We start from the raw sequence: 13,811 nt of genomic DNA, 5'->3' as shown, positions 1-13,811 counted from the left end.
CACCGCCCCTCGGCCCGCCGGGGGCGCCGGGTAAAGTGGCGGCGTCGTCATCACCCGTACGGGGGGAAGCCGGTGCAATTCCGGCGCTGACCCGCAACCGTGAACCGCCCGCGCCCGCCCAGGGACCTCCGCGGACGGCAGCCGGAATGCCCCGCGCGGACGTGACCGGCTCACGTGCCCGGCGCCCGCCGGAGCACGGGCACCGTCGAGGCATACGGGGCCGAGCCGCCGGGGGTGCCCCGTGCTGCCCGGTCCCGCACAGGGAAAGGCACCCGCCGATCATGAACGTCCGCCGTCGAGGCAGCGCCGCGGTCCTGGCCGCCGCAGCAGTGATCGGCGCCGCCGCCGCGCCCGCGGTCGCCGCCGACCCCTCACCGTCCGCCTCCGCGTCCAAGCCGGCGGCCCTGTTCGGCACCGGCGACCCCCAGTTCGACGGCGTCTGGCGCCAGTCGTTCGCGCTGCTCGCGCAGGACACCGTGGGCGTGATCCCGTCGCCGAAGGCCGTGGAGTGGCTCACCGGCCAGCAGTGCGCGAACGGCTCCTTCGCCCCCTTCCGCGCCGATCCCGCCAAGGCGTGCGACGCCAAGACCATGGTCGACACCAACCAGACCGCCGCCGCGGTCCAGGCGCTGTGGGCCGTCGGCGGACACGGCGACGTCGTCGAGGACGCCCTCGACTGGCTGAAGTCCGTGCAGAACAAGGACGGCGGCTGGGGCTACTCCCCCGGCGGACCCAGCGACGCGAACTCCACCTCCCTCGTCATCGGCGCCCTGACCGCCACGGAGACCGACCCCACGAAGGTCACCAAGGACGGCAAGTCCCCGTACGACGCCCTGCTGACCTTCGCCCTCCCCTGCGCCAAGGACGACGGCGCCTTCGCCTTCCAGCCCGACAAGGACGGCAAGCTGCTCCCCAACGCCGACGCCACGGCCGCCAGCGTCCTCGGCTCGCTCGGCAAGGGCCTGGTCACCGGGCCCGGCAAGAAGGTGGCCGCCGCCACCTGCGGTGACGAGCCCGACCGTGCGCAGGCCGCCGCGAACGGCGCGGCGTACCTCGCCGGCGCCGTCGACAAGGACGGCCACCTCAAGTCCGCCCTCGGCGGCTCCCCCGACCAGCCCGACTACGGCAACACCGCCGACGCGGTCGTCGCGCTCGCCGCGCAGGGCGGCGCGGACCAGGCGGCCGAGCCGCTGGCCTGGCTGGAGAAGAACGCCGCGAAGTGGGCGAAGGAGAGCGGCCCGTCCGCCTACGCCCAGCTGATCTTCGCCGCCCACGCCACGGGCACCGATCCGCGCGACTTCGGCGGCACGGACCTGGTGGCGGGGCTCAACGCGACGGGGCCGGCACCCCAGGGAGCGAGGACGGGCGACTCCGCCACGGCGAGCGACCAGGCCGCGGACGAGAACGAGAACAACGACGACTCCGGCTTCGGCGTCTGGTGGTTCGTCGGCGTCTGCCTGGTCTTCGGCATCGGCATCGGCTTCCTGCTCAGCGGCCGCAACAAGAAGCGGCAGCCGTGACCCGCCGCGTCGTCCTCCTCTTCCTGGCCGCGTTCCTGCTGATCGGGAGCGCGGGCCAGGCGCAGGCCGCCGGGTACCGCTACTGGTCCTTCTGGGACCGCGACGGCGACCAGTGGGTCTACGCCACCCAGGGCCCGTCCCTCGTCCGTCCCTCGGACGGCGACGTCCAGGGCTTCCGCTTCGCGGTGAGCGCGGACTCGGACGACGCGGCCAAGCCGCGCGGCGCCGCGGACTTCGCGTCGATCTGCGCGAAGACCCCGGCCGAGGACGGCAGCAAGCGCGTCGCCCTCGTCCTCGACTTCGGTACGGCGGCCGACGCGCCGTCCGGCGAGACCCCGCCGCCCCGGCGCACGGCCTGCGCGCAGGTCGCTCCGGACGCCACGACGGCCGACGCCCTGGCCGACGTCGCCGGCCCGCTCCGCTACAACACCAGCGCGCTGCTGTGCGCGATCGGCGGATACCCGAAGGCGGGCTGCGGCGAGCAGGTGTCGCAGGAGGCCGACCCGACGGCCACCGGATCCCCGGACCAGCAGGCCACCCAGGACGACGGCACCGACGACGGCCCGTCCGTCGGCCTGATCGCGGGCATCGCGGTGGTGGCGGCCCTGGCCGGGGCAACGGCCTGGCAGGCGAGGCGGCGCAGGAATGCCCCGTAACGGGCAACCTGCCGAGCCGTCCGCGGACAGTCGTGCCGTTGAGGCGGCGCCCGTCCCGCAGAGAGGCGGCACCCGGCAAGCGCCGGCAGGCGCACCCACCCACCGCCACCGGCGCACCGCACCCCTCCACCCCGGCGCCTGGTGGCTCTGGGCCCTCTCCCTCGGTACCGCCGCCACCCGCACCACCAACCCCCTGCTCCTCGGCCTCCTCGTCGCCGTCTCCGCCTACGTCGTGATCTCCCGCCGCCCCCACGCCCCCTGGTCCCGTTCCTACGGCGCCTTCGTCAAGCTGGCCCTGGCCGTCCTCGTCATCCGCCTCCTCTTCACGACGGTCCTCGGCTCCCCCATCCCCGGCACCCACACCCTCGTCACGCTCCCCGAAGTCCCCCTCCCCGACTGGGCGCAGGGCATCCGTCTGGGCGGCCGGGTCACCGCGGAGGGCCTCGCCTTCGCCCTGTACGACGCGATGAAGCTCGCCACGCTCCTCATCTGCGTCGGCGCCGCCAACGCCCTCGCCAACCCCTCCCGCCTTCTCAAGTCCCTCCCCGGCGCCCTGTACGAGATGGGCGTCGCCGTCGTCGTCGCCCTCACCTTCGCGCCGAACCTCATCGCCGACGTCCAGCGCCTGCGCGCCGCCCGGCGCCTCCGGGGCCGCCCCGACACCGGCGTACGCGGCCTGCTCCAGGTCGGGCTCCCGGTCCTCGAGGGCGCCCTGGAGCGCTCCGTCGCCCTCGCCGCCGCGATGGACGCCCGCGGCTACGGCCGTACCGCCCAGGTCCCCACCGCCGTCCGCCGCACCACCGCCGCCCTCACCCTGGGCGGCCTGCTCGGCGTCTGCGCGGGGACGTACGGGCTGCTGACCGCCGCGGGCGGCACGTACGGCATCCCCGTCCTGGCCGTCGGCCTCGCCGCCGCGCTCGCGGGCCTGTGGCTCGGCGGACGGCGCACGGTCCGCACCCGGTACCGCCCGGACCGCTGGGACGCCCGCGCCTGGCTGGTGACCGGCTCCGGCGCGGCGGTCGCGGCGGCGCTGTTCCTCGCCGCCGCCCGCGACCCGGCGGCGCTGCACCCGGGCGTGGTCCCGCTGGTCGCGCCGTCGCTCCCGCTGTGGCCGGCCGCCGCGATCCTCGTCGGCCTGCTCCCGGCGTTCGTCACCCCCGCACCCGAGACCGCCGCGAAGGAGCCGTCGTGATCCGCTTCGAGAACGTGTCGGTCACGTACGACGGAACGACCCGACCAGCCGTCCAGGGAGTGGACTTCGAGGTCCCGGAGGGCGAACTGGTCCTCCTCGCGGGCCCGTCCGGCGTCGGCAAGTCCACCGTCCTCGGCGCGGTCGGCGGCCTCGTCCCGCACTTCACCGGCGGCACGCTGCGCGGCCGGGTCACGGTGGCCGGCCGCGACACCCGCACCCACAAGCCGCGTGAACTGGCCGACGTGGTCGGCACGGTGGGCCAGGACCCGCTCTCCCACTTCGTGACGGACACCGTCGAGGACGAGCTGGCCTACGGCATGGAGTCGCTGGGCCTGGCCCCCGACGTGATGCGCCGCCGGGTCGAGGAGACCCTCGACCTCCTGGGCCTCTCCGACCTCCGCGCCCGCCCCATCGCCACGCTCTCCGGCGGCCAGCAGCAGCGGGTCGCCATCGGCTCGGTGCTCACCCCGCATCCCGACGTGCTGGTCCTGGACGAGCCCACGTCCGCCCTGGACCCCGCCGCCGCCGAGGAGGTGCTGGCCGTCCTCCAGCGCCTCGTGCACGACCTCGGTACGACGGTCCTGATGGCCGAGCACCGGCTGGAGCGGGTCATCCAGTACGCCGACCAGGTCGTGCTGCTCCCGGGGCCGGGTGCCGCGCCGGTGATCGGCGCTCCCGCGGACGTGATGGCCGTGTCCCCGGTCTGTCCGCCGGTGGTGGGTCTCGGCAGGCTGGCCGGCTGGTCCCCGCTGCCGCTGACGGTCCGCGACGCCCGTCGCCGCGCGGCCCCGCTGCGGGAACGGCTCGCCGACCGCCGGATCCCGGAGCGCACCCCGCCGACGGCCGTACTGCCCGTACCGCCCGCCCGCGACGCCGCCCCCCGCCGCTGGCGGCTCCGCGCGAGGACCGCCCCCGGGCCCACCGCGCCCCCCACCCCGTACGCCGCCGAGGTCCGCTCCCTCGCCGTGCGCCGCGACCGCGTCCAGGCCCTGCGCCACATCGACCTGACCGTCTCCCCCGGCGAGACCGTCGCCCTGATGGGCCGCAACGGCGCGGGCAAGTCGACGCTCCTCTCCGCGCTCGTCGGCCTCGTCGCACCGTCCTCCGGTACGGTCCGGGCGGGCGGCGCCGTGCCGCACCGCACAGCCCCCCGCGACCTGGTGCGCCGCGTCGGCCTGGTCCCCCAGGAGCCGCGGGACCTGCTGTACGCGGACACGGTCGCCGGCGAGTGCGCGGCCGCCGACCGGGACGCGGACGCGACCCCCGGCACCTGCCGCGCCCTGCTCACCGAACTGCTCCCCGGCGTCACGGACGACACCCACCCCAGGGACCTCTCGGAGGGCCAGCGCCTGACCCTCGCCCTGGCCGTCGTCCTGACCGCCCGCCCGCCACTCCTCCTCCTGGACGAGCCGACGCGCGGCCTGGACTACGCGGCGAAGGCCCGGCTGGCCGGCATCCTGCGCGGCCTGGCGGCCGAGGGGCACGCCATCGTGCTGGCCACACACGACGTGGAGCTGGCCGCCGAGCTGGCCCACCGGGTGGTGCTGCTCGCCGAGGGCGAGGTGATCGCCGACGGCCCGGCGGCGGACGTGGTGGTGGCCTCCCCGTCCTTCGCGCCGCAGGTGGCGAAGGTGCTGGCCCCCCGCAAGTGGCTCACGGTCGCACAGGTACGGGAGGCCCTGGCATGACCGCGTCCCCCGTCACGCCTCCCGACCGCCAGGCCCGCGCCGTCCGCCTCGGCCCTCGCTCGGTCGCCGCGCTGATCCTGGTCAGCGCGGTGGGCGTGGCCGGCTTCGGCTGGCCCTTCCTGGCCCCGCCGGACGCCTCCCTCAACGCGCACGCCCAGGACGCGCCGTGGCTGTTCGCGGGCCTGCTGGTGCTGCTGGTGGCCGTGGTGGCGGCGACGATCTCGGAGTCGGGCCTGGGCCCGAAGGCCGTGGCGATGCTCGGCGTCCTGGCGGCGGCGGGCGCGGCCCTGCGCCCCATCGGCGCGGGGACGGCGGGCCTGGAACCGATGTTCTTCCTCATGGTCCTCAGCGGCCGGGTCCTCGGCCCCGGCTTCGGCTTCGTCCTCGGCTCGGTCACGATGTTCGCGTCCGCGCTGCTCACCGGTGGGGTGGGGCCGTGGATGCCGTTCCAGATGCTGGCGATGGGCTGGTTCACGATGGGCGCGGGCCTGCTCCCCGGCCCCGACCGCCTGCGCGGCCGCGCCGAACTCCTCCTGCTGGCCGCCTACGGCTTCCTGGCGGCCTTCGCCTACGGCACGGTGATGAACCTGGCGGGCTGGACCTTCATGAACACCCTCGCCTCGAACATCGCCTTCGACCCGGACGCGTCGGTCGCCTCCAACCTGGCCCGCTTCCTCGCCTACTGCCTGGCCACGTCGCTGGGCTGGGACGGCGGCCGCGCCGCGATGACGGTCGTCCTCACCCTCACCCTGGGCACCCCGATCCTCAGAGCCCTGCGCCGCGCGACCCGCAGAGCGGCCTTCGAGGCCCCGGTCGCCTTCGAGGACCCCGACCAGGGGAACAGCTCCGCGTAAGAGGTGGCGCCTGGCCCTTGCCGGACGGTCGAGGTCGACCGTGTGCATCAGGTCCGGTTGTCGGACGTGTTCGTCCGGAACCTGCGCCGGTACTCCGTCGGGGTCGTGTCGAGGCGGCGGCGGAAGGCTCGGACCAGCGTGTCGACGGTGCCGAAGCCGCAGGTCGTGGCGAGGCGTTCCAGGGTCGCGTCGGTGGATTCGAGCTGGTGGCGGGCCGCCTCGACGCGGGCGGACTCGATGTAGGCGTGCGGGGTGGTGCCGAGTTCGGTCTTGAAGATGCGGGTGAGCTGGCGGTCGCTGACGTGGAGGCGGGCGGCGAGGTCGGCGACGGTGAGCGGTTCGGCGAGGTTGCGCATGATGTGGTGGCGCAGCTCCTCGACGCGCCGGGTCGTGGAGACCTGCTCCAGCGGGACGCTGAACTGGCTCTGCCCGCTCGGCCGCTTCAGGTACATCACCAACTGCCGGGCCACGCGCAGGGCGACGTCCTCGCCGAGGTCGTCGGCGATCAGAGCGAGTGAGAGGTCGAGGCAGGCGCTGATGCCCGCGCCGGTCCAGACGTCGCCCTCGCGGATGAAGATCGGGTCGGCGTCGACCTCGATGGCCGGATGCTCCTCGGCGAGCTGCCGCGCGGTCGACCAGTGGGTGGTGGCGCGCTTGCCGTCGAGCAGCCCGGCCGCCGCCAGGATGTGCGCCCCGACGCAGACGGATGTCACCCGCCGGGTACGGGCGGCCAGTTGCCGCACCCGCTCCACCACGCCGGGGTCGGTGAGCGGGTGCACATGGCGCTGGTCGTCCACCTCGACGGCGCCGGGCACGATCAGGGTGTCGACGGCCCTGGTGCGCAGGTCGCCGAAGGTGGCGTCGGGCAGGACCCGGACCCCCGCGCCGGTGGTGACCGGGTCCATGGACTCGGCGGCGAGGACGACGTCGTAGCCCGCCGCCTCGTCCGTCTCCCGCCGGGCCAGGGAGAACACCTCCGGCGGCCCGGTGACGTCGAGCAGGTCGACGCCCTCGAAGAGGACGATGACGATCAGGCGGCTGACGGTGTGCACGAGACCCCCCCACGCTCGGCGACAGCGATGTCGTTTTCTGCATGTTAGACGACATTGCCGACACCACCGGTGGGGCCATAGCGTCATGAGTGCAGGTCACCGCGTCGGTGAACTGCCCATCCCGACACATGACTTCAGGCGGTCCACCATGCCCAGAACCACGCTGCGCCGGCTCAACGGCTTCGACGACACCCCCGCGAAGCTCGCCGGCTCGACCCTGGTCCTGATCGACTACCAGAACACCTACACGACCGGCGTCATGGAACTGGACGGCTGGCAGGACGCGCTCGACGCCGGTGCCCGGCTCCTGGCGCGGGCCCGTCAGGAGGGCACGAGGATCGTCCACGTCGTCAACGACGGCGGCGAGGGCACCCCCTACGACATCCGTGCCGAGATCGGCGCCATCCACCCGAGCGTGGCGCCGCTCGACGATGAGCGCGTGGTCGTCAAGAAGGCACCGAACGCGTTCGTCGGTACGGACCTCGAGCAGCACGTCGACGCCGCCGGCAACACCGACCTCGTCCTCGCCGGCTTCATGACGCACATGTGCGTGGCCTTCACCGCCCAGGGCGCCTTCCTGCGCGGCAACCGCCCCACCGTCGTCGCCGACGCGTGCGCCACCCGTGCGCTGCCGGTCGGGGGCGCCGAACTGGACGCCCGCCAGGTGCACGACAGCGCCCTCGCCACCATCGCCGACCTGTACGGGGTCGTCGTTCCGTCCCAGAAGGAGATCTCCTGATGAAGCTGCTCCGTCCGGCCGTCGCGCTCGCCGCCGCCGTCCTCTCGGTCACCGCCACGGGATGCGGCGGTGAATCCGAGGCCGCCACCGCCAAGGACGAGCAGTCGGCCTCCGCCACCAAAGCGACGAACGTCGCGAAGGACACGACGACGCTGCGCGAGCTGAACAAGCTCGGCGAGACCCCGGCCACGCTCTCCGACGCGACCCTCATCCTCGTCGACTACCAGAACACCTACACCTCCGGTGTGATGGAACTCGACGGCTGGAAGCCGGCGGTGGAGAACGCCGAAGCGCTGCTGAAGCGGGCCCGAAAGGCCGGCACCCCGGTCATCCACATCGTCGACAAGGGCTACGACCTGAAGTCGGAGGCGGGCCGGATCATTCCGGCGCTCGAGCCGGCCAAGGGCGAGCCCGTCGTCGAGAAGAGCGTGCCGAACGCGTTCCACGGCACGGATCTCGCCGAACAGGTCAAGAGGGCCGGCCACAAGAACGTCATCGTCGCCGGGTTCATGACGAACATGTGCACCCTGTTCACCGCCCAGGGCGCGTTCCTCAACGGCAACGCCCCGACGGTGGTCGCCGACGCCTCCGCGACCCGGCCGCTGCCGCTGAAGGGCAAGCCGAACGGCGTTCCCGCGGAGCAGTTCCACGAGGCGGCCCTCGCCACGGTCCAGGACCTCTACGGAGTCGTCGTGCCGTCGCAGAAGTCCCTGACCTGAGGTTTCACCCCCACCCCACCCTGCAATACCCCACCTTGAGATCCCCCCACCCTGAACTCCCCCCACGCTGTTCCCCCCACATCGCCAAAAGGCACTTTCACTCACTGAAGAAAGCAGAACAACGGGGCATGGCAACACGTAGAGGTTTTCTGGGTACCGCGTCGGCCGTCGGGGCGGCAACGCTGTTCACCGGCCAATCGGCCTCCACCGCCTCGGCGGCCACCGCGGGAGTCACCGCGACCGACGAGAAGGCGGCACGCGACGCGATACGCGCCGTCAACGCGAAGATGCGCGCCAACTACGCGACGCTCAAGAGCGAACTGACGACGCAGCTCAGTCCCGTCATCGTCGTTTCCAACAACGCGGTCGGCGGACGCTTCACCCTCATCAACAACGGCAAGCAGGTCGAGACCGTCGACCCGGTGCCGGAGTACTTCGAACTGGCCAAGTCGATCGCCCACGTCCCCCTGGGCGTCTTCTCGGTGCTCGCCGCCTACCTCAGCGACCAGGTCCCCAACATCCCCAACGCGGACCGCATCGACCCGCACGACCTCGGCATGGTCGTCACCAAGGCTCCCGGCGACAAGGGCTGGATCACCCCGCTGAACGCCTTCAAGACCGCACTCCAGACGGCACACACCAGGCTCGGCACCGCGAACCTCCCCGTGGACCTGGAGAACTCCTGCGACAAGATCCTCAGTGAGGCCGTCAAGTTCATCGACGCCTCCGTCACGGCCAAGTCGTTCGACATGGTGTCGTTCAACCGGTTCGCCGCCGCGGTCTACCCGTCCATCCGCGTCAACATGACCTTCGCCGCCACCGCGCAGATCACCGGCATCGAAGGTCTCATGAAGCGGTGGCGCACGCTGATCGGCGAGAAGGCGTGGAGCGACCTCTACGTCACCGTCCTGTCGATCTGGACCACGGCGGAGCTGAACCAGGCGTCCATCATCATCCGCCGCACCATGAACCAGGCGAAGGTGGGCACCCACCTCATCGACCTGCCGACCGTGAAGACCCCCTCGGACCCGATCCTCGTCGCGCTCGACAACCTGGCCCGCATCGTCCAGGACAACGTCGCCGCCGAGATGGTCTTCAACACCGACCTCAAGGTCGCGGACGCCCTCAAGGGCAAGGAGGACCTGCTCTCCGACGAGATCCTCCAGCAGATCGGCGGCACGGCGCCCACCGCCAGGACCGCCGCCCTCGGTACGTCGACGGCGACGGCAGGCGCCTGCCCGATCACGGGACGCACCGCGGCAGTGTGATCACCGGGGGGCGGGGACGACAGGGCTTCCGCGTGATCTGATCAGACCCGGTCAACTTTTCTGTTCGAATTACCGTCTTCGCACGTGCACCAGCCGTGCACCCCGATGACGCCGAACGGAAACCCCGACCGTGGTCCCTGCCGAACTCACCCTCCCCAGGCCCGATCGGCGTCAGGAGAGACGCACGAGCGATGCCCTGCGTGCCTTCGGGCACCGGCATCGCGTGCCGTTGCTCGCCACGGTGCCCACCATCCCGCTGTACGCGGTGTGGTGGGTGTTCCTCGCCACGGGCGGCGGCGACCTCGCCGCCCAGCAGGCGTGGGCGGACTTCGCCTCGCGGCACGGGGGTTCGGCGTACGGGCTGTTCTGGTACGGCGGGATGCACACCGCCAACTACAGCGTCGTCTCGCCGTACTTGATGGCCCTGTTCGGGGTGCGCACGGTCACCCTGGTCTCCGGCCTGGCCGCCTCCTGGCTGGCGGCCGTGCTGATCGTGCGGTGCGGGGTGCGCCGGCCGCTGGGGCCCGCACTGCTCGCGTCGCTCGCGCTGTGGTGCAACGTCGCCTCGGGCCGGACCACCTTCGCGCTGGGCGTCGCCTTCGCCGTGGCCGCCTGCGTGCCGCTGGTCCGGGAGCGGAGGCCGTACCTCGCCGCCGGGTACGCGGCGCTGGCCACCCTGGCCTCGCCGGTGGCCGGGCTGTTCCTCGCCGTGGTGGGGGCCGGGTACCTGATGGTGCGGGACTGGGGGCGCGCTCTCGCGCTCCTCATACCCCCGGCCGCCGTCGTCGGGCTGACGACGGTGCTGTTCCCCTTCAGCGGGGAGCAGCCGATGCCGGCGGGCCGCATATGGCCTCCGGTCGTGCTCGGCCTCGCCGTCACCGTGCTGGCCCCGCGTACCTGGCGGGTCGCCCGGTGGGGCGGGGCCGTCTACGCGACCGGCACCGTACTGACGTACCTCGTCGCCTCGCCGGTCGGGACGAACGTCGAACGGTTCGCGGAACTGTTCGCGCCCGCCGTGCTGCTGGCGGCCCTGCTCTCCGTGTCGCCCACGGTCACCGCTGCGACCGCGCCCCGGCTGCGGCGGCTCGCGCACGGGCTGCTCGCCGTCACGCTGGTCTTCTCCGTCGGCTGGGTGGGGAAGAAGACCGCCGACGACCTCAGGGAGTACACCGTGGTGCCCGCCTGGGCGGCCGAGACGCACGGTGTCGTACGGGCGCTGCAAGGGCTGGGCGCCGACCGTACGCGGGTGGAGGTGGTGCCCGCCCGCGACCACCGCGAGGCAGCCCGGCTCGCCCCGCACGTCAATCTGGCCCGGGGCTGGAACCGGCAGCTCGACGTGGAGCGCGCCCGCCTCTTCTACGACGGCAGCTTCTCCGCGGCCACCTACCGGGCCTGGCTGGACCACTGGGCGGTCGGTTTCGTCGTCCTCCCCCTCGGCAAGCCGGACGGCCCGGCCAGGGCCGAGGCGGCACTGGTGCGCGACCCGGAGCTGCGGCCCGACTGGCTGGTGCCCGTCTGGCAGGACGCCCACTGGAGGGTCTACCGGGTGCGCGACGCCGTACCGCTCGTCTCCGCCCCCGGCACCGTCGTGACCAGCACCGCCGTCGACCTCGTGCTGCGCGTGGACCGGCCCGGCGCCGTGACCGTGCGGGTCGCCTGGTCGCCGTGGCTGCGGTCCGACGGCGGCTGCCTCGCACGGGACGGGGACTTCACCCGGCTGACCGTGGAGGCGCCGGGTGAGTACCGGCTCAGCTCCCGGTACGGTCCTTCGCCGGGCTCGGCGGATCGCTGCTGACGCCTTCCGAAGCGGCCCGGGACTCGGGTGTGTTCGCGGTGACCGCCGCCGCCGTGAGGGTCCTGGCCCGCGGGCCCTGGAAGAGGTACGTCAGGCCGAAGCCCGCGGCGACCACGGCCGCGCCGCCCACCGCGTCCAGGAGCCAGTGGTTGCCGGTCGCCACGATGGCGGAGGCGGTGAAGAGGGGGTGGAGCAGGCCCAGCGCCTTCATCCACATCCTCGGCGCGATGATCGCGATCGCCACGCCGCACCACAGCGACCAGCCGAAGTGCAGCGACGGCATCGCCGCGTACTGGTTGGTCAGGTGCGTCAGGGTGCCGTAGTCAGGCTTCGTGAAGTCCTGCACGCCGTGCACCGTGTCGATGATGCCGAGCCCCGGCATCAGCCGCGGCGGGGCCAGCGGGTACAGCCAGAAGCCGACCAGGGCCAGCAGGGTCGCGAAGCCCAGGGAGGCGCGGGCCCAGCGGTAGTCGACCGGACGGCGCCAGTACAGGACGCCCAGGACCGCCAGCGGGACGACGAAGTGGAACGACGTGTAGTAGAAGTCGAAGAAGTCCCGCAGCCAGCCGACCTTCACCACCGCGTGGTTGACGGCGTGCTCGACGTCGATGTGCAGGAAGCGCTCGATGTCGAGGATCTGCCACCCGTGCTCCTCGGCGCGGGCCCGGCCCGCCGAGTTGCTGCCGCCGGTCGCCGCGAGGCGGACCTGGGAGTAGGCGGCGTACGTGACCCGGATGAGGAGCAGCTCCAGGAGCAGGTTCGGGCGGGTGAGGACCCGGCGCAGGAACGGGAGCAGGGGGACGTGCTTGAAGCGGGTCGGCACCGCCGGCGCGTGGCTCGTGGGGACCGGCGTGTCGAAGTACGGCGACGTGCGGGGCAGGAAGGGCACGGCGACGGCGGCGGCCAGCGCCGCGAGCAGGACCACGTTGTCGCGCAGCGGGTAGAGCGCGGCCATGTTCGGCAGCATCATCTTCGCGGGCAGCGTCATGACCAGGACGACGGCGACCGGCCACACGTACCGGTCGGAGGCGCGCTTGCCGACCCGGCCGACCAGGGCGGGCAGCACCCACAGCAGCTGGTGCTGCCAGGTGGCCGGGGACACCACGACGGCCGCGCAGCCGGTCACGGCGACCGCGAGCAGCAGCTGGCCGTCGCGGGCGTAGCGCACGGCGCGGCGCAGGGCGAGGACGGCGACCGCCGCGCCGAGCAGGATGAAGAGGACGATCTCCAGGGGGCCGGAGAGGCCGAGCCGCAGCAGGGCGCCGTGCAGTGACTGGTTGGCGAGGTCGTCGGCCTCGCCGCCCAGGCCCACGCCGGCCATGTGGTGCACCCAGTAGGTGTACGAGTCCTGCGCCATGGCCGCCCAGGCGACGGCGGTGCAGGCGGCGAAGGTGATCCCCGTGGACACGGCGGCGCGTCTGCGGTCGGTGAACCACAGCAGGGGGACGAAGAGCAGAACGGTCGGCTGGAAGGCCGCGGCGACGCCGATGAGGACGCCGCCGATCCGGTCGCCGTGCGCGCCGCGTACCGCGAAGCAGCCGACCAGGACGAGCAGCACGGGGATGATGCTGGTCTGGCCGAGCCACAGCGCGTTGCGCACCGGCAGGGACAGCATCAGCAGGCTGACGGCCACGGGCGCCGCCAGCAGCGCCGTACGGCGGCCGACGGGCTGCGGCAGGGCGCGGGCGGCGACCAGGCCGAGGGCCACGACCAGCAGCAGCGAGCCGAAGGTCCAGCCCCAGCCGAGGGCCTGCTCGGCGGCGCGGGTGAAGGGCTTGAGGACGAGCCCCACGAAAGGGGTACCGGTGAACTGCGTGGACTCGTACAGCGACCCCTTCACATGCAGGACGCCGTGCTCACCCACCCAGGTCTCCAGGTCCGTCAGGCGTTCGCCGCGCGGTGTGCCCAGCACCGCGGCCAGCTGTCGTGCGGCGAGGACGGCGGCGATCAGCCACAGGCCCAGGCGCGCGGCGCGCAGCCTTGCTCTGGTCGCGTCGGCGGCCGACGCTCCGAAGGACTCCGCCGGTCGCCCACTGTGCTCCGCATTCGCCACGCCTCGTCGGCCTCCCGCCCCGTAGAACCGCCCGTACCGCGCTCGTGTACGCAGTGTGTCTTTCCTGCGAACCCTATGAGGCTCGCACCACCCCCGGGAGAAGACGCAGGCAGCCCCCGATCAACCTGACCGCCGTCCGCGTTTCGTTCCGCGTTTCCGGGACGTTTTTCGCGAGAAGGATCACAGGTCGCGGCGTACACGGTGGTCCGCGGCGCGCGGACGTCCCTGCATGTACGCCGTTTTGGTGCACAGTGCAACGAAAAGCATACCGGGCG

Annotated in this window: 11 protein-coding genes and 1 riboswitch; of the genes, 9 read left to right on the top strand and 2 right to left on the bottom strand. The window is 73.1% G+C overall.

What is annotated here, in order from left to right; genetic code table 11:
* Positions 1-62: 62 nt before the first annotated feature.
* Positions 63-152, top strand: a riboswitch (cobalamin riboswitch).
* Between the two features lie 129 nt (positions 153-281).
* Genes ACGF3J_RS03560 through ACGF3J_RS03540 form a run of 5 tightly spaced genes read left to right on the top strand, consistent with a single transcriptional unit; the run spans position 282 to position 5,910 of the window.
* A complete protein-coding gene (locus ACGF3J_RS03560) occupies positions 282-1,520 on the top strand; it encodes a prenyltransferase/squalene oxidase repeat-containing protein (protein WP_161332201.1) in 1,239 nt (412 codons plus the stop codon).
* Complete coding sequence (locus ACGF3J_RS03555; RefSeq protein WP_161332200.1) at positions 1,517-2,176, top strand: SCO2322 family protein; 660 nt, start codon at positions 1,517-1,519, stop codon at positions 2,174-2,176. The genes ACGF3J_RS03560 and ACGF3J_RS03555 overlap by 4 nt, the downstream gene beginning before the upstream one ends.
* On the top strand, positions 2,166-3,368 hold the full coding sequence (locus tag ACGF3J_RS03550; RefSeq protein WP_237552821.1) for an energy-coupling factor transporter transmembrane component T: 1,203 nt from the start codon (positions 2,166-2,168) through the stop codon (positions 3,366-3,368). The genes ACGF3J_RS03555 and ACGF3J_RS03550 overlap by 11 nt, the downstream gene beginning before the upstream one ends.
* Positions 3,365-5,056, top strand: coding sequence for an ABC transporter ATP-binding protein (locus ACGF3J_RS03545; RefSeq protein ID WP_161332199.1), 1,692 nt, complete (start codon positions 3,365-3,367; stop codon positions 5,054-5,056). The genes ACGF3J_RS03550 and ACGF3J_RS03545 overlap by 4 nt, the downstream gene beginning before the upstream one ends.
* Entirely contained in the window at positions 5,053-5,910 is an 858-nt protein-coding gene (locus ACGF3J_RS03540) for an ECF transporter S component (protein ID WP_161332198.1), read from the top strand. Before ACGF3J_RS03545 ends, ACGF3J_RS03540 begins: the two co-directional genes overlap by 4 nt.
* 47 nt (positions 5,911-5,957) lie before the next feature.
* On the opposite strand, the gene ACGF3J_RS03535 is transcribed toward ACGF3J_RS03540, so the two are convergent.
* Positions 5,958-6,962: a DJ-1/PfpI family protein gene (locus ACGF3J_RS03535; RefSeq protein WP_161332197.1), complete on the bottom strand. Its 1,005-nt coding sequence runs from the start codon at positions 6,960-6,962 to the stop codon at positions 5,958-5,960.
* Between the two features lie 148 nt (positions 6,963-7,110).
* Between ACGF3J_RS03535 and ACGF3J_RS03530 the strand changes: the two genes are divergently transcribed.
* The 4 genes from ACGF3J_RS03530 to ACGF3J_RS03515 all read left to right on the top strand — a co-directional run bounded on the left by ACGF3J_RS03530 (position 7,111) and on the right by ACGF3J_RS03515 (position 11,483).
* Positions 7,111-7,701, top strand: a complete 591-nt coding sequence (locus ACGF3J_RS03530) for a cysteine hydrolase family protein (RefSeq protein ID WP_161332196.1) — start codon at positions 7,111-7,113, stop codon at positions 7,699-7,701.
* On the top strand, positions 7,701-8,420 hold the full coding sequence (locus ACGF3J_RS03525) for a cysteine hydrolase family protein (RefSeq protein WP_393853437.1): 720 nt from the start codon (positions 7,701-7,703) through the stop codon (positions 8,418-8,420). The genes ACGF3J_RS03530 and ACGF3J_RS03525 overlap by 1 nt, the downstream gene beginning before the upstream one ends.
* Before the next feature lie 128 nt (positions 8,421-8,548).
* Positions 8,549-9,688 (top strand): hypothetical protein, encoded by a 1,140-nt coding sequence (locus ACGF3J_RS03520; RefSeq protein WP_237552820.1) that lies wholly within the window; start codon positions 8,549-8,551, stop codon positions 9,686-9,688.
* A gap of 130 nt (positions 9,689-9,818) precedes the next feature.
* Positions 9,819-11,483: a hypothetical protein gene (locus ACGF3J_RS03515; RefSeq protein ID WP_161332195.1), complete on the top strand. Its 1,665-nt coding sequence runs from the start codon at positions 9,819-9,821 to the stop codon at positions 11,481-11,483.
* Here ACGF3J_RS03515 and ACGF3J_RS03510 read toward each other — a convergent pair.
* Positions 11,437-13,536: a bifunctional glycosyltransferase 87/phosphatase PAP2 family protein gene (locus ACGF3J_RS03510; RefSeq protein WP_161332194.1), complete on the bottom strand. Its 2,100-nt coding sequence runs from the start codon at positions 13,534-13,536 to the stop codon at positions 11,437-11,439. The two genes, ACGF3J_RS03515 and ACGF3J_RS03510, sit on opposite strands and share 47 nt — an antisense overlap.
* Positions 13,537-13,811: the final 275 nt, after the last annotated feature.

This window comes from Streptomyces sp. NPDC048171, assembly GCF_043202655.1.
Taxonomy (GTDB): domain Bacteria; phylum Actinomycetota; class Actinomycetes; order Streptomycetales; family Streptomycetaceae; genus Streptomyces.
This window is presented reverse-complemented; position numbering and strand designations above follow the sequence as displayed.